17 protein-coding genes are annotated in these 18,310 nt (G+C 48.9%); 9 read left to right on the top strand and 8 right to left on the bottom strand.

The window, feature by feature from the left end; translation table 11 throughout:
• Positions 1–16: 16 nt before the first annotated feature.
• The 7 genes from Q0460_RS09420 (at position 17) to Q0460_RS09390 (ending at position 6,587) form a co-directional block, all read left to right on the top strand.
• Complete coding sequence (locus tag Q0460_RS09420) at positions 17–376, top strand: hypothetical protein (RefSeq protein WP_177387463.1); 360 nt, start codon at positions 17–19, stop codon at positions 374–376.
• The gene (locus Q0460_RS09415) at positions 377–1,291 is read left to right on the top strand and encodes an HAD family hydrolase (RefSeq protein WP_299086496.1); all 915 of its coding nucleotides are present in this window, start codon (positions 377–379) and stop codon (positions 1,289–1,291) included.
• Between the two features lie 374 nt (positions 1,292–1,665).
• Positions 1,666–1,806 (top strand): hypothetical protein, encoded by a 141-nt coding sequence (locus tag Q0460_RS09410; RefSeq protein ID WP_299086495.1) that lies wholly within the window; start codon positions 1,666–1,668, stop codon positions 1,804–1,806.
• A 279-nt stretch (positions 1,807–2,085) separates the two neighbouring features.
• Complete coding sequence (locus Q0460_RS09405; protein WP_177387432.1) at positions 2,086–2,331, top strand: DUF2018 family protein; 246 nt, start codon at positions 2,086–2,088, stop codon at positions 2,329–2,331.
• Positions 2,331–3,323 carry a polyprenyl synthetase family protein gene (locus Q0460_RS09400; RefSeq protein WP_299086494.1) on the top strand — a complete coding sequence of 331 codons (993 nt, stop codon included), beginning with the start codon at positions 2,331–2,333 and terminating at the stop codon, positions 3,321–3,323. The genes Q0460_RS09405 and Q0460_RS09400 overlap by 1 nt, the downstream gene beginning before the upstream one ends.
• Positions 3,323–4,879 (top strand): glutamyl-tRNA reductase, encoded by a 1,557-nt coding sequence (gene hemA, locus Q0460_RS09395; RefSeq protein WP_299086493.1) that lies wholly within the window; start codon positions 3,323–3,325, stop codon positions 4,877–4,879. Before Q0460_RS09400 ends, hemA begins: the two co-directional genes overlap by 1 nt.
• A complete protein-coding gene (locus tag Q0460_RS09390) occupies positions 4,869–6,587 on the top strand; it encodes a proline--tRNA ligase (RefSeq protein ID WP_299086492.1) in 1,719 nt (572 codons plus the stop codon). Before hemA ends, Q0460_RS09390 begins: the two co-directional genes overlap by 11 nt.
• A 585-nt stretch (positions 6,588–7,172) precedes the next feature.
• Here Q0460_RS09390 and Q0460_RS09385 read toward each other — a convergent pair.
• The 8 genes from Q0460_RS09385 to Q0460_RS09350 all read right to left on the bottom strand — a co-directional run bounded on the left by Q0460_RS09385 (position 7,173) and on the right by Q0460_RS09350 (position 15,088).
• The gene (locus Q0460_RS09385) at positions 7,173–7,499 is read right to left on the bottom strand and encodes a hypothetical protein (RefSeq protein WP_299086491.1); all 327 of its coding nucleotides are present in this window, start codon (positions 7,497–7,499) and stop codon (positions 7,173–7,175) included.
• 503 nt (positions 7,500–8,002) lie between these two features.
• On the bottom strand, positions 8,003–8,470 hold the full coding sequence (locus tag Q0460_RS09380) for a hypothetical protein (protein WP_299086490.1): 468 nt from the start codon (positions 8,468–8,470) through the stop codon (positions 8,003–8,005).
• Between the two features lie 570 nt (positions 8,471–9,040).
• Complete coding sequence (locus Q0460_RS09375) at positions 9,041–9,619, bottom strand: NAD(P)H-dependent oxidoreductase (protein WP_299086489.1); 579 nt, start codon at positions 9,617–9,619, stop codon at positions 9,041–9,043.
• Positions 9,620–9,756: 137 nt separating this feature from the next.
• Complete coding sequence (locus tag Q0460_RS09370) at positions 9,757–10,377, bottom strand: Type 1 glutamine amidotransferase-like domain-containing protein (protein ID WP_299086488.1); 621 nt, start codon at positions 10,375–10,377, stop codon at positions 9,757–9,759.
• A gap of 387 nt (positions 10,378–10,764) precedes the next feature.
• Complete coding sequence (gene lpxD, locus Q0460_RS09365) at positions 10,765–11,715, bottom strand: UDP-3-O-(3-hydroxymyristoyl)glucosamine N-acyltransferase (RefSeq protein ID WP_299086487.1); 951 nt, start codon at positions 11,713–11,715, stop codon at positions 10,765–10,767.
• A gap of 31 nt (positions 11,716–11,746) precedes the next feature.
• The gene (ilvN, locus tag Q0460_RS09360) at positions 11,747–12,217 is read right to left on the bottom strand and encodes an acetolactate synthase small subunit (RefSeq protein WP_299086486.1); all 471 of its coding nucleotides are present in this window, start codon (positions 12,215–12,217) and stop codon (positions 11,747–11,749) included.
• Between the two features lies 1 nt (position 12,218).
• Positions 12,219–13,913 carry an acetolactate synthase large subunit gene (locus tag Q0460_RS09355; protein WP_299086485.1) on the bottom strand — a complete coding sequence of 565 codons (1,695 nt, stop codon included), beginning with the start codon at positions 13,911–13,913 and terminating at the stop codon, positions 12,219–12,221.
• Between the two features lie 455 nt (positions 13,914–14,368).
• Positions 14,369–15,088, bottom strand: a complete 720-nt coding sequence (locus Q0460_RS09350) for a helix-hairpin-helix domain-containing protein (protein ID WP_299086484.1) — start codon at positions 15,086–15,088, stop codon at positions 14,369–14,371.
• Positions 15,089–15,201: 113 nt separating this feature from the next.
• Between Q0460_RS09350 and pta the strand changes: the two genes are divergently transcribed.
• Positions 15,202–16,800 (top strand): phosphate acetyltransferase, encoded by a 1,599-nt coding sequence (gene pta, locus Q0460_RS09345; RefSeq protein WP_299086483.1) that lies wholly within the window; start codon positions 15,202–15,204, stop codon positions 16,798–16,800.
• On the top strand, positions 16,801–18,033 hold the full coding sequence (locus tag Q0460_RS09340; RefSeq protein ID WP_005870640.1) for an acetate kinase: 1,233 nt from the start codon (positions 16,801–16,803) through the stop codon (positions 18,031–18,033).
• Positions 18,034–18,310: the final 277 nt, after the last annotated feature.

The following is an 18,310-nucleotide window of genomic DNA, read 5'->3' as shown; positions in this document are numbered from 1 at the left end:
CTTTAATTAAGGAAAGATCATGCAAATCAAAGAAAAAGATGAGCGCGTTAAATATATCCGCGCATTAGAACGCTTCGTAAAATCCGCCGTAGCACTGCTAAAGCGCGAGGATTTCGACGCAGAGCTCTTTGCGAAGCGAATAGCTAAAAACTACGAAATTTTATCTAAAGCGGCCGCTACGAATCTCGATAGCCCCTACACCAAGGCGCTTGAAAGCTTTGCCAAAAACGTCCTTGATGCTAGCGAGGCAGGGCAGATCAGCGATGCTGCGTTTAGATCGGCGCTACAGCATGAAGCAAACGCCTTGCAAAAGCTCAAAAACAATAAAAGTTACAAAAAAGACAAGCATAAAATCGATTTTTTAAAGGATTACTAGATGAAAACCGTGATTTTTGATATGGATGGCACGCTACTCGACTCCTCGCGCGCGATCGAAATCAGCGTCAATAACACTCGCCGCGAGCTCTACGGCCTAGCGCCACTGCAAAAGAATTTCATCGTCCACACCATCAACGATCCAAGTAAAAACGCCTTTTTGGAATTTTACGGCAAAACCGAAGCGAGCGCTGAAGAGCTTGCTTTTTTCGAGAAAGAATTCGTAAGCAATTACCGCGATTTTGCCGTGCTTTACGAGGGTATCGAAGATCTTTTGCACTCGTGCAAAAAAGCAGGATTTTTTCTCGCAGTCGCCTCCAATGCACCTTCCTACACCCTAAGCGCGATCTTAGAAAAAACGGGCGTGCGCAGGCTATTTGATCTGGTCGTAGGCGCGGACGAGCAGATGCCATCAAAGCCCAACCCTGCGATGTTGCTACACGTAATCGCACGCTCGCCGCACAAAAACGCATTTTTTTTAGGCGATAGCAAAAAGGATGAGCTAGCCGCACTCCGTGGCGCGGAATTTTTACAAAATTTAGAATTTCAAGGCGGCAATAACGGCGAGAGCTTAAATGCTAGCCGCGACACTAGTAGAAAGAATTTCAGCGCCAGCAGCGGAAGCTTAAGCTCTTGCGGCGAAAATCTTAACGCAGATGAAAAATTCCGCCCTAACGACTCGGACGCTGGCGGGGCGGCAACTCTAAGCTTTAAAGGCGCTAAAATTTCCGCAAAAGCAGAAGCGACGGAAAGCGCACAAGCTGCGGCGGCGCGATGCTTTCAGGCAAACTTAGCAGATCTAAGAGGCGCAAAACTTGAGTATTTGCAGGTATGCTGGGGATTTGGCGAGCCTAGCGAACTAAGCCGCAATGCCCTAAGCATCGCGCAAGCGCGCGAAATCATCGGCGGAATTTAAAGCAGCCTGGCTTTTTAGGCATAGCTAAATTAAAAGTAGTATTGCAGCAAGGAAAATCACGCTTAACTCTTAAAACGGAGCAAATTCCATCCTCGCGCACAACGTAAGCGAGGTTAAATTTAAAAATAATCCTTGCGCAGAAAATTCCGCTAGCACGAGAAACTGGGATTTCATCTGCGCGAGTGGAATTTGAAATTTTAAAAGTAGCTTTTGTGGTGCGCGATTTTATCTGCGCGAAAAATAAAATTCTATCTGTAAAAGGTGGTGGAATTTTAAAAATTTAAAGACGCCCTCTCGCGGCTTAATTTAAAATTTGTCTCGAAAGCCAGACTTAAAATTTAATGCAAACGCGATTTTAGCATTCTACCGCGTCCATGAAATTTCAAATCCTGCGCGAAGTTAAAGAATTTTATCGCTCAAACAAAGCGGAATTCTATCCGCTCACGCGAAATCTAAAATTTCACTCGCGCCACAAAATTTTAAAATTTCCGCAAAATCAAGCCGCTTATCTGTAAAATTTAAAATTTCGCCTATCTGCAAAGCTTTGCGTTTAATCCGCCACGCGACCAAGATTAAATTTTTAAATTCCGCTCGCTCTGCCTATCTCGCAAACAAGTAAAATTTTAAAATTGCGAAATCTAAAGCCCAAAATCCCGCGCTTAAGCTTAAAATTTACCGCACGCAAGCGCAAAATCTGCGTAATCGCTCCTGTTTAAAAGCCCCGATAGTTTGCCGCGCCCTAACCTAAATTAAATTTTACATTTGCTATAATCGCGAAATTTTAAGGAAGGTAAATGGATATTTTTGAAGGCAGCCCAAGAGAGAAATTTTTTGAAATTTTATCCGCTGCAAGCCCTACTTTAGTGCAAAACGAAATCGAAGAAGCTCTAATCCGCCTAATCGCCTGTGAGCGACTCTGCGAAGCGCGCGGCATTAGCGAGCGCGAGATCGAAAGCTTCATCGCACAGCAGGATCTACAAGACGAGCTAAACGACAAATTTTTGCAAATGAGCGGAAATATCCTAAGCAATAACGAATAATGCAAGATCAAATCGATTTAATTATGAAAAACTTCATCGCAGACTGCGGCTACGAGCCCGCTAGCGAGATGTTTGATAAGCTAAGCCCAGGCAAAAAACTGCGCTCCAAGCTGCTGCTAAACATCGCGCAAAAGGATGAAAAATCGCTGCGTCTGTGCGCGATCATCGAGCTCATTCAAGCCGCAAGCCTGCTGCACGACGACGTCATCGACGAAAGCTCTGTGCGCCGCGGCAAACCCTCGATCAACGCCACTTACGGCTCCAAAAACGCCGTGATGCTGGGCGACATACTCTATTCCAAGGCATACTTCGAGCTTTCTAAATTTGAAAGCCGTATCGCTGCCGCGCTTTCGGGCGCCGTCACGAAGCTCGCAGTGGGCGAGCTGATGGACGTGAGCTTAAGCAATGATTTCAACGACGATGCGAGCAAATATCTGCAGATGATCTATCTAAAAACCTCGGCTCTCATAGAGGAAGTCGCGCGCTGCGGGGCTTTTTTGAAATTCGGCGGCGCAGAAAATCGCGGCGAAATTTCATATATGAGCTGCGCAAAAAACGAGGTCGAAATTCCAAGCGCCGCGAAAGATCATGATAAAATTTCAAGCGCGAGCGCAAAATTCGGCGAATACGGCAAAAATTTGGGGCTTGCGTTTCAGATCATCGACGATATTTTAGACGTGACACAAAGCTCAGAAGCGCTGGGTAAGCCGAGCCTTAGTGATTTTGCGGAGGGCAAAACCACCCTGCCCTACATCTATTTATACGAAAATTTAGATGATGCGCAGCGGCAAAAGCTAAAATCGTTTTTTAAAAAGCAGCTTTGCCAGAGCGAAATTTCATGGATCAAGGCAAAGCTTAGCGAACACGGCATCATCGAGCGCTGTATAAACGAAGCTCGCGCCTACGGGCAAAAGGCGCTTGAAGCCGTGGCGGAATTTAAAAACGACAAGCTGGAGCAAATCGTGCGAGATATGATAGATAGGGAGTTTTGATGGCGTATATGAGCGTGAGCTTCACCCACAAAAACACGGACATCACGGTGCGCGAGAAACTTTCGTTTTCAAACGATGTACGTAAGAAAGAAATTTTGCGCCTTTTAGCTTCAAACTCCGCGATAGAGGAGTGTTTGGTGCTTAGCACCTGCAACCGCGTTGAAATTTTTACCGTCGTAAACGACTTTGGCGAAGCGCAAAAATTCGTGCTTTTGGCACTTTCGCGCATTAGCGGCGTGAGCTTTGAAGAGCTGCAAAACCTAGCCGACATATATGAGGATCGCGGCGCGATACACCACCTTTTCGCCGTCGCAGCATCTCTTGATAGCCTCGTAGTGGGCGAAACACAGATCGTAGGTCAGCTCAAAGACGCCTATAAATTCGCGATGCAAAACGCTCGCGCCGGCGCTCAAATCGCAAAAGCCATAGATGAAGCGCTAAAGTGCGCGGCGCGCATCCGCAACCAAACCGAAATTTCAAAAAATCCAATCTCGGTCTCAAGCGTCGCCGTGGCAATGGCAAAAGACAGGCTGGGCTCCTTGCAAGGCGTAAACGCCGTAGTAGTGGGCGCTGGGGAGATGAGCGAGCTAGCGTGCAAACACCTGCTCGCAAACGGCGCAAATATCACGATCTTAAATCGAAATTTAGCCGGCGCGCAGAGGCTAGCCGCCTCGTTGCTTGGGGAGAATTCCTTGGATGCGAAAGATTGCGCGGATGAAAATCCCGGCGCAGAAAATAATTCAGACGGCTTAAATTCCGGAAATGTCGCGAATTTCGCGGGCGAAAATATCGCGCAAAAACAAAATTCCAAAGACGGCGTAAATTTTAATAAAGAGATTTTTGCAGACGGCAATAAATCTCACATAGCAGGCGAAAATCCCAAGGACGATAAAAATTCCACCGCCTTCGCGAATTCCTCCGCGCAGGCGCAATCCCGCATTAAAATCGATAGTCTTGATAATCTCAAAAAATATCTTAACGTAAATAGCCTATTTTTCAGCGCTACGGGCTCGCAGGAGCCGATCATTACCGATAGTTTGATTGAGCCCAAAAACTTTAAGCGATATTTTTTCGATATAGCCGTGCCACGCGACGTGGAGCTTAGCCAAAGCGAGGACGTCGAGGTTTATAGCGTCGATGATCTGGAAGAGATCGTAAAGAAAAATTTACTGCTTCGCGAGGAGCAGGCGCAGATCGCTTACTCGATCGTGGCGAAATGCACGAACGAGTTTTTCAAATGGCTGAGGGCGGCGGCATCCACGCCGATCATCAAGGCTTTGCGCCAAAGCGCTAAACAAGTAGCCGAGCTAGAGCTAGCCAAGGCGCTTAAAAAGGGCTATCTAAAGCACAGCGATGCAGAGGAGGCGCGCAAGTTAATTCATCAGGTTTTTAAAGCGTTTTTGCACGCTCCGACGGTAAATTTAAAAAACCTTGGCGAAGCGGACGATGCTGACGGCACGGTAAATGCGCTGGTCGAAATTTTTGAACTGCAAGAAAACTACGAAAAATTTTTAAATCAAGAAAATGAGAAAAAGGACAGACAGAATGAAATTTAGCAAGCTTTTCGCTCCGAGCCTAAAAGAGGCCCCTAGAGACGCGGTACTACCTAGCCACGCGCTTTTGATCCGCGCGGGATTTATCGAGCAGCTGGGCAGCGGGCTTTATAATTTTTTGCCGCTAGGAAAGATAGTGCTAGAGCGGATCTGCGCCGTCATCAGGCAGGAGATGGACGCTGCGGGCGCGCAAGAGGTTTCTTTTAGCGTCGTGACGTCCGCGGATGCGTGGAAAAAAAGCGGCCGCTACGCCAAATACGGCAAGGAGCTGCTGCGCTTCAAAGACCGCAAGGATAACGACTTCGTGCTAAGCCCTACCAACGAGGAAGCAGCGGTTTTGATGGTAGCGGATAAGATCACAAGCTACAAGCAGCTGCCGCTAAATATCTATCAGATCAATACGAAATTCCGCGACGAGGCGCGCCCTCGATTTGGGCTTCTGCGCGGACGCGAGTTTACGATGAAGGACGCCTATAGCTTCCACGCGGACGCTGCGGATATGAAGCGCGAGTTTGAGGTGATGAGGCAGGCGTACTCGAGAATTTTTACGCGACTGGGGTTAAATTTCCGCGCGGTCGATGCGGACAGCGGCGCGATCGGCGGCAGCGGCAGCAAAGAGTTTATGGTGCTAGCGGATAACGGCGAGGACGATATCGTCGTGTGCAAGCGCTGCGAGTATGCCGCAAATATCGAGGCTGCGCGCCGCGCGCCCAAAACCACGAACGCCGCCGCGCCCGAGACCGACGGCATGATGAAATTTAAAACCCCCGCGATGAAAACGATCGACGCGGTGGCAGAATTTTTCAAAGTGGATAAATTCTACACCATCAAGGCAGTGATCAAAAAAGCGCTATACGAGGATCGCAGCGAGATCGTAGCGTTTTTTATCCGCGGCTGCGACGAGCTGCAAGAGACTAAAGCGCAAAACGCCTGCGGCGCGCTTGAGCTAGTCGATGCCGGCGAGGAGGAGATCGCGCGAGCTGGCTTTACGGCGGGCTTTTGCGGACCTTTCGGGCTCGGCGAGGGAGCTAAATTTTATATCGATGCCGAGCTAAAAGGAGCGCGCGAGATGATCGCGGGCGCAAACGAGCCGGATTACCACTACGTGGGCGCTAGCGTGATAAATTTTAACGAATCGCGCTTTGCGGATCTCGCCGCCGTGGGCGCGGGCGATGCGTGTCCGTGCTGCGGCAGCGAGCTTAGCATCACAAAAGGCATCGAGGTGGGCCATATCTTTCAGCTCGGCACGCGATATTCGGAGCCGATGGGAGCGCGATTTTTGGACGCAAACGGCAAGGCTCGTGCGTTTTACATGGGCTGCTACGGCATCGGCGCAAGCCGCCTAATCGCCGTGGCGATCGAAAGCAGCCACGATGAGAGAGGCTGCGTGTGGCCGCGCGAGCTGGCGCCTTTCGAGCTTGAGATCATCATCTCAAATCACAAAGACGCGGCGGCGGTAGAATTTGCCGAAAAACTATACGAGCAGTGCCACGAGCGCGGCATCCGCGTACTACTGGACGATCGCGCGGAGCGCTTCGGCGTGAAAATGAACGACTTCGAGCTGATAGGCTTTCCGTACGCGGTGCTTGCGGGCAAAGCCCTAGCGGAGGGAAGCGTCGAGTTCATCACTCGCGCAGGTTTAAAGCGCGAGAGTGTAAGCGCGGATGAAATTTTAAAATTTATAGAGAAAAAATTAATCGAGAAAAATTAAGAAAGCGCGTGAAATTTGGCCCTAATTTTGGGCTAAATTTTTACGCCTATTTGAGAAATTTACAGACCAATTTTTCTTGCGCTGCACAGCGTGAAATTTTATAAATTTATCGCGCATGACGTCGAAGTAAAACTTAGGCACAACGATAAAATTTACGCTTAAGCTGCACTGCCATTTCACTACAGCTAAATTTTAAAGTATGAGTTTGCGACTAAGCTTACATCGACAGTCAAATTGATATTCCAAGGCGAGTAAATTTTAAAGCACCGACTTGACCGCGCAAGTAAAAAATAAAGAGCGTGCGCTTCTGTCGCTCCCCGCAAGAGTTGCCAAAAACAAAATTCCGTGATAAAACCCCGATCTCTACCCGCCCTTTTTTAAAACGATTTTAAAAAGTAAAATTTAAACCGCGATTTCACTTTTCAGATTTCGCTCTATAAATTAAGATTTAAATTTTGTGGCGCAATTAGCGCGTAAATTTAATCAGCGCGCAAGCCGATCCGAAATTTTACCGGGTTAAATTTTGCCTAAATTTATTTGGCAACGACCGATTTAAATTTTATTCGTAGGTTTTTCATAGTAGCCTCATTTGGCGCGGTATTTTCTCCTCGCTATCCGAGTAAAAACGATCTGAACGATCAAAAGCGCAAGCGCACCGCCGCCCCATTTTAAATATGTGATTCTATAGGAATCGGATATGGTATTGTAATAAAATCTGGCTGCAAAAGCATAATCGTATTTTAAAACCATTTGCCCGTCTTTAAGGGCGATCTGCCGTACAAGGTCGGTATCACCCCCGATCCTTTGGTACCAAATTTTTACATCTTTCTCATATATCGCGGCCTTGTATCCGTCTATCTGTGTACCGTAAACATCTAAAGAAAAACGCCTCTGCTTAAGCGCGCTATCCACTAAATTTAACTATAGTAACTAGCCCCTCTGCTCTTATTCGTTTGCACATATATGACGCGCCCTCTATGGTCTGCAAATCCTCTGGGCTAGACGGTAGCACCGCGGTGTAGGACAATACAGCGCCGCACCCGCGCCAAGGATAAAAAACAGCAGCACGCATCTTAAAAGCGTATTCATCTGATTAAAGCTAGCGATCTTTTTTTTCATCATATTTTGTATCAAAAAACATCAAACCTCTTTTGTTTAAATTTTATTTCGGCGCTTTATCCTGGCGCACCGTAGTGGCAGAAAAGTAGAGCTGCGTCGCTCCAAACTTTCGCGATCTTTAAAATCGTACCTTTGCAATTAATGCGGCTCGGTTTTTCCGTCGCCGTGCACGATACAATGCGCTACTTCTGCCAAAATTTAGCTTGGATTTTCATTCATTTTTATTCGACGAAGAGTAAATTTAAAAGCTAAATTTAAAAAGCGCGCGAAAGAAATATTTCTCTTTTTAAATTCCACTAAAATTTTATCCAAAATGCGGTAAACTCGTAGCTGCGGGGCTCGCCCAACCCGCTCAGGCTTTCAAACGCAAGCGTAACGCCGCTGTTTAAGCTTAGCTCCAACCCCTCATTCGTTGCGAGCTCGCGATACTCGATCCGCTCGCGATTTAAAGCGCTTTTTACGGTCGCAAGATCGATAGGAGCAGGACAGCCCGATAATATCCAAGGCTCTATTTCGATTTGCCGCGCCCTTGCGCCGCCGAAATCTAAAGGCTCGCTTCTGAAATGATCCGAAAAAATCATAAAAATTTTGTCTCGAAAAAAGTGAAACTCAAAGGCGCCGTATCTTAAAATTTCAGCCCCCGCGCTCTTAAAGCTCGCGTCCGCAGGGCCAAACATCACGACGATCTGCGCGCAGCTCAAGCCTCTTCTTACGCCCGCAAACTCGCCCGAGCGAAAGAATTTAAGCATATCGATTTTTAACATCTCTTCCCCTGTAAACACACATCGCGCCTCTTAAAGCCACTAGCAGCACTGAACGACACGGTAATAGTTACACGAGCCAGCCATCGCGCTCATCCATGCTTAGGCATTCGCTGACATGGCACTAACGAGCAACGGCAAGCCAGACGCGTACATCACATAAAAGTGCGCCGCGTAAAATTTTATCTCGCGCCGAGCTAAAATACAGCGCATTTGCAAAATTTAAAACGATCGCAAAATGCCACATCGTTTCGCAAGTTTTATTTCGCACAGACTTAGAAACTGCGACAGCCATATGAAATTTTATATAGTGACTGCATAAATCGCGCGCCGCAAGACTTCAAATTTCACACCTCCCGCACATCACGCAGTGTCAGTCAGCCGAGCAAAGCTCGAATCTCGTTTGCGAAAACCTCGCGCGTCGCAAGCCGCGCTCGAACAGGTACTGCTTGGCATTATTTTAAAATTTCACAAACGACGTAATATCCGAACTTAAGAAGCGATCTTATAAATCCGCTTTAGCTCATCTAGCGCTGTATTGCGAGTAGATAAACTCGTTTGAGTCCGTCAAGGCTAGCCGAAAACCCTTTTTAGATGCGCTTCGTAATCTCTCATAAAACGCTCTACATCAGGATTTTTAACGACGTCGTTACACATAAAAGTAGGCAGCCTTTTCGTGCCTAAAAACTCGTTTGCCTTATGAAAATGCAGATAAACGCCGTCCACGCCCACGCCCTCGAAAAAATCGCCCGGCTTCTCAAACGCCTGAAGCGGCGCATTCCAAGTAACGCTTAGCATGTGCGATTTGCCCTTTATCAGCCCGCCTGTGCCGTAGCCATCGTTTGGGCTTGCACTGTGCCGCCCGTCGTTTGCCACTATCTTGCCTATGCCGCCCATAAACACCTCGTCCACGTACTTTTTGACTAGCCAAGGCTCGCCCATCCACCACGCGGGCATCTGCCAGATCACGGCGTCCATCCATAGAAATTTTTCTACCTCGCCCTCTATATCGTAGCCCTCATGTATCGTAGTTTCGCGCGTTTCGTGCCCTAGGGCTTGTAGCGTCTTTTTGGCTAGCTCGTGCAGCGTCTTGCTTAGCTTGCCACCTTTGCCGTTAAACGGCGCTCCGCCGTTGATAAGTAATATTTTCATTTTGATCCTTTGATTAAATTTATTCGTTAGCGACTCGCTGCACCTAAGTTAAAATTTCACCTCGCAGCCCTATGCGAAAATATAAGCGTAAATTTTACGAAGCGTTTAATTACTAAATTTTACTTTTACGATGGAGTTTACCGCCCTAAAATTTCAAATTTATCGCCGTGCACTGCGATCGCTTCGGCATTATTTATCGGCGCCAAATTTAGCTTGCCGCCGTAGATTTTTAAAATTTCAGCCGTGCTTTGCACGAAGGGCTCCTCGCCGTAGTGTACTACTGGATAGAATTTAACAAGATCTAGCCCGGTTTGCGCTGCTACTGATTCACTACCACTCGCATTGTCCATCACGCTCGCATAGTCCACGCTGGGTGCTGCGATCATCGCGCCCGCTGACTCGCCCACGTACACGAGCTCGCCGCTTCGGACGCGACTAGCGATAAGGGCTACTAGATCTTTCTTTTTAAGCTCGCGCAAAAGATAAAATGTGTTACCGCCGCTTACGTAAAGCACCTGCGCCGCGCCGATCTTTGCCTTCGCTTCGGCCTCGCTAGCTTTGGAAACGTCTAAAATTTGAATCTCAAAGCCCATTTTGGCAAACGCCTCTTTCGCCTCGTCCACGTAGTCTCGGTACTCCTCTACGTTTGCGGCGGTCGGGATGAAAAGCACCTCCTTAGCGCGGATATTTTGCTCGGCGAAATCCTCAAAAAGCGTCGCTGCGCCCGCAAAATAGGAGCATAAAAACATCTCTATCATCGTTTTTCCTTTAATTAAAAATTTTCACTGATTTAAAAGCGCTCGTAAAGCTTGGCCGCAATGACTGCGAGCAATGCGACCCAAACTAGCAGAGTAAATTCTACCGCGCCCACAAAGCAAGCGCACGATAAAAAATAGCGTGAGCGGAATTTCGCCGATAAAAGGGCAAAATTTATCGCCGCAGCGATTACAAAATACACCAAAGCCAAAACGGCAACGCAAACCACTCCACAATCACCAACTGCCTGACGGTTTCGAACTTCACTAAAACGACGCGAACCGATTAAATCGAGCTGGCTAGAGGAGTCGATCAGAGCGAACGATCAAAACGATCAAATCAAGCCGATCGACCGAACCGATCAAGGCAAGTTAGCCAAGGCAAAACGGCTAGTGCTTTTTATCTTTAAAAAATCTAACGATCTTAGCCTGTAGCTTGAACCACTCGCTAAGCTCCATTATCGGATGCCCTGCGTAGTTTTTGCCGCCCGCTAGATCCTTGCTTATGCCGCCGCGCGCCGCGATCTGAGCGAAATCGCCCACGCTTACGTGCCCGCCGCTGCCGCTCTGTCCGCCCATCACGACGTTGCGTCCAAGCGTCGTCGAGCCCGCAAGCCCAACTTGAGAGACGATGAGGCAGTTTTGCCCGAGCTCGCAGTTGTGCCCGATCTGAACGAGATTGTCGATCTTGCTGCCCCGCTTAACGATCGTCGAGCCGAATACCGCGCGATCGATCGTCGTGCACGCGCCGATCTCGACCTCGTCTTGCAGCACGACGTTGCCGTTGTGATAAATTTTAACGTGCTCGCCCGTTTTGGTGTGCGCGTAGCCGAAGCCGTCGCTTCCGATGACGGCGTTTGCGTGGATCACGCAGCGCTCGCCAATGATCGTGTCGTTGTAGATGACGGCGTTTGCGTGGATCACGCAGCCGCTTCCAATATGCACGTCATCGCCGATATACGCGCCGCTTAAAATGACGCAGTTCTCGCCGATCGTGGAATTTACGCCGATATGCACGCCCTGCCCGATCTGCGCGCTGGCGGCGATCTTTGCGGGCGCGCCGCTGCGAATGAGCGGCTTAGCAAAATGCGCACTTAAGATCGCAAAGGCTAGATGCGGATTTTCGCACTCCAGCGCTCGCACGCCGTTTGGAACCGCGGTGCCGCACTTTACCAATACGGCGGCTGCTTTGGTGGCGGATAAAAATTTCTCGTTTTTGTCGCTATCGCAGTAGCTTAGCTCGCTTTGCCTTGCGTTTTGAAGCGAATTTATCGCGGTGATCTCCACGTCCGCTCCGCCAAGCTCTATGTTTAAAATTTCGGCAATTTTTGATAATTTCATTTGCGCTCCTTTGATTAAATTTTATCGCCGCTTACATATCCAGCGCGACGCTGCCGCTGCGGACGATGTCGATCGGATTGTATTTTTTTATCGTCTTTAAAAAGCCGTCGATGCGGTCTGCGTCGTCGCACGCCATGATGACGATCTTGCTGTCGTCGCTGTTTGCGATGCTGCCGTTGTAGGCTTTTAAAACGGCATCAAGCCCCGCTAAATTTTCACCCAGCGCGATCTTTACCAAAACCATCTCCTTTTCGACGAATTTTGCATCCTCGATAACCTTGTAGACGGGGATCAGTTTATGAAGCTGCTTAGTGATCTGCTCTATGACGCGCTCATCGCCCGAAGTGACGATGCTAAGGCGCGATAGACCGGTATTTGGGATCGGCGCAACGGTGAGGCTGTCGATATTATAGCCGCGCCCTGCAAAAAGCCCCGAGATCCGCGACAAAACGCCGTGCTCATCGGTAACGACAACCGAAATTACTCTTCTTATGCTATTCATCCTACGACTCCTGCTCAAAAATCATATTATAAAGCGCGCCGCCTGCGGGCACCATAGGCCAGACGTTTTCGAAGCGATCGATCTTGGCCTCGATGACGCTTGCCTTTTTGCTCGCAAGAGCCTGCTTCAGCGCGTCTTCAAATTCCGCTTTTGTGCTAACGCTAAAGCCCACGCCGCCGAAGCCCTCGACAATTTTTACGAAATCGGGCTGCGAGCTAAGATCGGTCGATGAGAAACGCTGCCCGTAAAATAGGCTCTGCCACTGCCGCACCATGCCTAAGAAATTGTTGTTTAAGACGATATTTACGACGTTTAGGCCGCTCGCGCTCGCAGTCATCAGCTCTTGGATATTCATCAATATCGAGCCGTCGCCGCTAAAATTTATAACCGGTCTATCTCCCGCATAGGCCTTCGCGCCCAATGCCGCGGGCAGGCCGTATCCCATCGTGCCCTGCCCGCCGCTACTTAGCAGAGTGCGCGGCTTGCAAAACGGATAAAACTGCGCGACCCACATCTGATGCTGCCCCACGTCCGTAGCGATGATAGCGTCCTCGCCCGCGATTTTTGCGGTACTTTGTATAACCCACTGCGGCTTTAAAATTTCATCGCTGTCGTTAAATTTAAGCGGGTGAATTTCATCGTATTTGCGGATGAGCTCGCGCCACTGCTCGAAATTTGCAGGGCTAACCTCGCTTTTGATGCGCGGCAGCATCTCCTCTAGCACCGATTTCACGTCGCCAACGATCGGATAATCCGCGTTTATGATCTTTGAGATCGAGCTAGGATCGATATCGACGTGGATGATTTTTGCGTTTTTACCAAATTCGCTAAGTTTGCCGGTGACGCGATCGTCAAATCTCGCGCCCAAGCAGATTATCAGATCAGACTCGCTAAGTGCCATATTTGCAGCGTAGCTGCCGTGCATTCCAACCATGCCTAGATTTAACTTATCGTCGCTTCGAACGGCTCCTAGCGCCATAAGGGTTTCAACGACCGGGATCTGCGCAAACTCGCTAAGCTCGCGTACCAGCTCGCTTGCGCCCGCGCTGATGACGCCGCCTCCGATGTAGAGGATAGGCTTTTTGCAGCTTGCGATTAACTCGACGGCTTTTTTGATCTGTTTAGAATTTCCCTTATAATTCGGCTTGTAAGTCTGCATCTTGATTTCGCTAGGATATTCAAAAACGCCCAGCTTCGCCGTTACGTCCTTCGGCACATCGACATGCACGGGCCCCGGTCTCCCGCTGCGGGCGATATAAAAGGCTTCTTTTAAAATTCTAGGCAGCTCTTCGATCGTTTTAACCAGATAGTTGTGCTTGACGCAGGGGCGTGAAATTCCGATCGCATCAATCTCTTGAAAGGCGTCGGTACCGATAAGCGAGGTCGCCACCTGCCCGCTAATAAGCACGATCGGGATGCTATCGCTATACGCCGTAGCAAGCCCCGTAAGCGCGTTCGTAAAACCAGGTCCACTCGTGACGACGGCCACGCCAACCTTGCCGCTAGCGCGCGCGTATCCGTCCGCAGCCATCGCCGCGGCCTGCTCGTGGCGCACCAAAATATGTCTGAAGTATTTTTGTTTGTAAATTTCATCATAAATATTCAGCGCCGCGCCGCCCGGGTAGCCGAAAACTACCTCGACCCCCTCCTGCCGCAACGCCTCCACGATCATCTGCGATCCGCTAATTTCTTTCATACGCCCATCCTGTTTCGTTGGAATAATTTTGTGATTATATTATTTTGTAAATTAAATTTCACGAATTTTAGGCGCTAAATCGGGTCGAATTTCAAATTTAATAGCGGCGCAGACTGGGGCAAAATTTCGGAATTTAGAAAGAGTAGAAAAGGCAAATTTAAAATTTAGCCATAAATTTAAAACGGACGGGATGTTCGGATTTAAAATTTTAAAATGCAGATTTGTTTCGACCAAACGCGGCACGGCAGTTTTAACGTAAAATTTTGGCTTGAAATTTTACCACGCGAGGCTTGGATTAAATTTATAAAATTCTTTGAAATTTTATTGTAGCGCGGAGCGATACCTGCATAAATTTTAAATTCTACGCTATAAAATTTTAAAATTTAGCCGTAAATTTAGGACGGGCGGAATCTCGATTATAAAATTCTAAAATTCCGCCCACGTAAAATTAAATTTTAAAACCCTCTATCTACCTGCACGCCTACGCCCACACTAGCGCAGTTGCCGCTTTGCGGATCGCAGTCGCCGAAGCTTGTGACGCTACTGGATCTTTTTGAGCGGATTGTTCCCATATGCATAGGCACCGGCATGTTACGGCGCGAGCTTCCGCCGATTTCGCTATCGCTCATACTGCCAGAACTTCTCCTGCGAGAATAATCATCGCGCGGAGGTGGCGGTGGAGGTGGCGGTTTTATACCTCCGTGCGGAGGTGGTGGCATACCGCCAGGAGGCGGAGGAGGAGGCGGCATCATGTCGCCGTGCCTACCATATCCTCGCGGAGGAGGTGGCGGTAAAGTGCCGGTCTCTGTGATCGTGATGCCATTGCCGTAATTTTCAACGCGTTTGTAAGTAGAGCCTCCGTAAACCGTGCGGGTGCGGGTCTTTTCGACCACGACTATATCGCGCTCAGGCTGCACCGGCTGCTGCACGTTAGCTCGAGGCGATATTTCAAAGCTCTTCTGCAGTTTGGCGGTATCGTAACTTGCAAAGCCGTTGATACCCTTTAGCTCATCTGCACTTGAAATTTCGCGCTTTTGACGGTATTGCATAAGCATATCCGCCCTACCCGCATCAAGTCCGCCGATCGTCATCAGCTCGTAGCGACTAGCTTCGTTTATGTTGATTTTCGCCGCGGCGAGGCTCACTAAAAGAGCCAAAATCACTAAATTTTTCATGTGCGCTCCTTTGTTGAAAGTTACCAAATTCTAAACCCTCACGATAAATCTTTGATTAACACGCAAGCAAAATTTTGCTACAATTGCCTATCTTATTTCAAAAGGATCAACCGATGAACGGAATTTTGCTCCTATGCGACGAACCCGCCGCCTACCAATCCGAGCTAAAAAAACTAGATAAAATTTTATCCATGAGCTTTCACAACGTTTTGCAACTTTGCATCGCTGGCGACAATGCCCTTTTTAGCAGGAGTGAGCTTGAAGGAGCGCTCGCGGACGGGCAGGATGAGCGCGTGCGAAAGGCGGCGATAGAGCGATTTGCACAGATTTTAGAGCAGTGTAATTTTGTGCTGGTTCACGGCGTAGCGGGAGCCGATCTGCGCGAGCTAAATTTACAAATCGCAAAGGATCTAAATATCCCTGTTTGCGGATTTTATCCTAACGAAATTGCCGCACGCATCGGCACGCGCTTGATCACCGCAGCAAAAGCGATAAGCTTTGCCAGCATATATGAGGATAAAATTTCATTTTCCGCGCTAAGACCTGCACAAGAGGGTGCAAATTCTAAAAAATCGGAGCTTTGCGGCAAAAATTCCGCCTGCGAAAAGGGCGCAAAATTTGACGACGAAAATTCCGCTTGCCAAAGCGGCGCGATAGAGCTTGATAAAGTCGTTGCCGACAAAAGCTACTTCACGGACGCTGCAAACTCCACGCGCTGTGAAATTCTAACTCCGTTGAAATTTGAAAGCAAGCTCTACGCAAAGGCTCGCGCGAACGTTAAAACCGTCGTGCTTCCAGAAAGTGATGACGAGAGAATTCTGCGCGCAGCTGCGATTATAAAACAAAGCGGCGCTGCAAATTTGATCCTTCTGGGGCGCGAGGATGAAGTGCAAAAAAGCGCAAACAAGCTAGGTCTCGATCTAAGCGGCGTTAAAATTTTAGATCCGCAGACGGATGCGAGCTTAGAAAAATTTGCGCGCGATCTATATGAGCTTCGCAAGGCAAAGGGTATGAGCGAGGCTCAGGCGCGCGATTTAGTGTGCGATCGCACCTACTTCGGCACGATGCTCGTGTATGAAGGGCTAGCCGATGCGATGGTAAGCGGCGCGAGCACGACTACTGCGGAGACGATCCGCCCCGCGCTTCAGATCATCAAGACAAAGCCGGGTATTGCGAGCGTTAGCGGCGCATTTATAATGTGCCTGGATACGCAGGCTCTGCTTTTTGCCGACTGCGCCGTAGCGCCGAGCCCGAGCGCGGAGTATCTGGCGGGTATCGCGATCTCAAGCGCCGCGACCGCAAAGGCGTTTGGGCTTGAACCGCGCGTGGCGATGCTAAGCTACTCCAGCGGCGATAGCGGCAGCGGCGACAGCGTAGAATTCATAAAAACCGCAACGCAAAAAGCGCGCGAAAAGGCGCCGGAGCTTTTAATAGACGGACCGCTGCAATTCGACGCCGCAGTCGATGCGGCGGTTGCTAAGAAAAAAATGCCGGGCTCTTCGGTCGCAGGGCGTGCGAACGTATTTATCTTCCCTGATCTTAACTGCGGAAATATCTGTTATAAGGCCGTTCAGCGCACCGCAGGCGCCGTGGCGATCGGGCCCATTTTACAGGGCTTAAAAAAGCCGGTAAACGATCTAAGTCGCGGCTGCAGCGTAAACGACGTCGTAAATACGATACTTATCAGCGCCGTTCAAGCAGGAGATAATTAAATGGATATCCTAGTCATAAATTCCGGCTCGAGCTCGGTTAAATTTAAATTCCACGATATGCTAAATCACGCCTGCATCGCAAGTGGGCTCATCGAGGAGATCGGCTCGACGCACGCAAGCGGAAGTATCAATTGCGCCAATGGACGAGGCATAAAGGTTGAAAACGAGCAAATTCCAAATCACGAAACCGCGATTGCGATTGCGATTGATCTTTTAAAACAAAGCGGAGTAATCAACGATCTAACTCAAGTAGGCGGCATCGGGCATAGAATAGTCCAAGGTGCGGATTATTTCGACGCTCCTGCACTCATAGATGAGGACGTAATGGCTAAAATCGCCGAGCTTGCGCCGCTTGCACCGCTACACAATCCCGCAAATTTAGCGGGCATCAAATCCTGCCTCAAAATAGCCCCTAAAATTCCAAACGTGGCGGTTTTCGATACGATCTTTCATCAAAGTATCCCGCCTTATGCGTATATGTACGCGCTGCCGTATGAATTCTACGAAAAATATAAGGTTCGTCGCTACGGCGCGCACGGCACATCGCATTGGTTCGTCTCGACGATGGGGGCTAAATTTTTGCGTAAAAAATACGAAAACTTCAATGCCATTACGCTACATCTTGGCAACGGCTCAAGCGTAAGCGCCATAGAAAACGGCAAGTGTATCGACACCTCGATGGGGCTAACGCCGCTTGAGGGGATCATCATGGGCACCAGATGCGGCTCGATCGATCCTGCGATCATCCCATACATCGAGCGCGTCGCGGGCTACAACGCGCAGGATATGGACGTCATAATGAACAAAAAAAGCGGACTTTTGGGCATCTGCGGCGCAAGCGATCTGCGAAAGGTATATGAAAAGATGGAAGGCGGCGAGCCGCGCGCGAAACTCGCGTTTGAGATGCTTGTGTACAGCGTCGTTAAGATGATCGGGGCGTATTATGCCGTGCTCGGGCGAGTGGACGCTTTGATCTTTACCGGCGGTATCGGCGAAAATGCGCCGCATTTTAGACAAAATGTCTGCGAGAAGCTCGCTCATATCGGCATCGAAATCGATGCGACAAAAAACGCCAAAAATACCGGCTCGATTAGAAATTTAAGCGCGGTAGATAGCAAAATCAAAACGCTCGTAATCCCTACCAACGAGGAACTTGCGATCGCCGAAGCCACGGTCGATACGATCAACAAAAACTCCGCGCAGATCGACTATCAGAAATACTCGGAATTTTAAATTAAATCTAGTGGGATTCCGCGGTTATTTTGCGAGCAGCGACGCCAACTTGCCTTTTTCGTTAAGCAATTAAATTTTAGGTTTTGGCTGCGAGCTTGCGTGAAATGAAAGGGCTTTCTTTATTTTAGGCTTTCTGGATAAGACGATACAAGAAGTCGCTACGCTACGCGCAGGTTTAAATTTTATTTGTCGCTTCCGATAAAGCTTAAATTCTTTCTCGGAGTGAGCGGAGCGCGGAAGGGGCTATACTTGCGAAGCGCCCTTTTAATTTGCTTCG

The organism is uncultured Campylobacter sp. (assembly GCF_937980635.1).
In the GTDB taxonomy this organism is placed as follows: Bacteria; Campylobacterota; Campylobacteria; order Campylobacterales; family Campylobacteraceae; genus Campylobacter_B.
This window is presented reverse-complemented; position numbering and strand designations above follow the sequence as displayed.

Bases quoted from the DNA above. Each gene is read 5' to 3' on its own strand.
- Q0460_RS09375 (WP_299086489.1), bottom strand. From the start codon at position 9,619: ATGAAAATATTACTTATCAACGGCGGAGCGCCGTTTAACGGCAAAGGT.
- Q0460_RS09370 (WP_299086488.1), bottom strand. From the start codon at position 10,377: ATGATAGAGATGTTTTTATGCTCCTATTTTGCGGGCGCAGCGACGCTT.
- hemA (WP_299086493.1), top strand. From the start codon at position 3,323: ATGGCGTATATGAGCGTGAGCTTCACCCACAAAAACACGGACATCACG.
- Q0460_RS09340 (WP_005870640.1), top strand. From the start codon at position 16,801: ATGGATATCCTAGTCATAAATTCCGGCTCGAGCTCGGTTAAATTTAAA.
- lpxD (WP_299086487.1), bottom strand. From the start codon at position 11,715: ATGAAATTATCAAAAATTGCCGAAATTTTAAACATAGAGCTTGGCGGA.
- Q0460_RS09355 (WP_299086485.1), bottom strand. From the start codon at position 13,913: ATGAAAGAAATTAGCGGATCGCAGATGATCGTGGAGGCGTTGCGGCAG.
- Q0460_RS09410 (WP_299086495.1), top strand. From the start codon at position 1,666: ATGAAATTTCAAATCCTGCGCGAAGTTAAAGAATTTTATCGCTCAAAC.
- pta (WP_299086483.1), top strand. From the start codon at position 15,202: ATGAACGGAATTTTGCTCCTATGCGACGAACCCGCCGCCTACCAATCC.
- Q0460_RS09380 (WP_299086490.1), bottom strand. From the start codon at position 8,470: ATGTTAAAAATCGATATGCTTAAATTCTTTCGCTCGGGCGAGTTTGCG.
- Q0460_RS09400 (WP_299086494.1), top strand. From the start codon at position 2,331: ATGCAAGATCAAATCGATTTAATTATGAAAAACTTCATCGCAGACTGC.
- Q0460_RS09350 (WP_299086484.1), bottom strand. From the start codon at position 15,088: ATGAAAAATTTAGTGATTTTGGCTCTTTTAGTGAGCCTCGCCGCGGCG.
- Q0460_RS09390 (WP_299086492.1), top strand. From the start codon at position 4,869: ATGAAATTTAGCAAGCTTTTCGCTCCGAGCCTAAAAGAGGCCCCTAGA.
- Q0460_RS09405 (WP_177387432.1), top strand. From the start codon at position 2,086: ATGGATATTTTTGAAGGCAGCCCAAGAGAGAAATTTTTTGAAATTTTA.
- Q0460_RS09415 (WP_299086496.1), top strand. From the start codon at position 377: ATGAAAACCGTGATTTTTGATATGGATGGCACGCTACTCGACTCCTCG.
- ilvN (WP_299086486.1), bottom strand. From the start codon at position 12,217: ATGAATAGCATAAGAAGAGTAATTTCGGTTGTCGTTACCGATGAGCAC.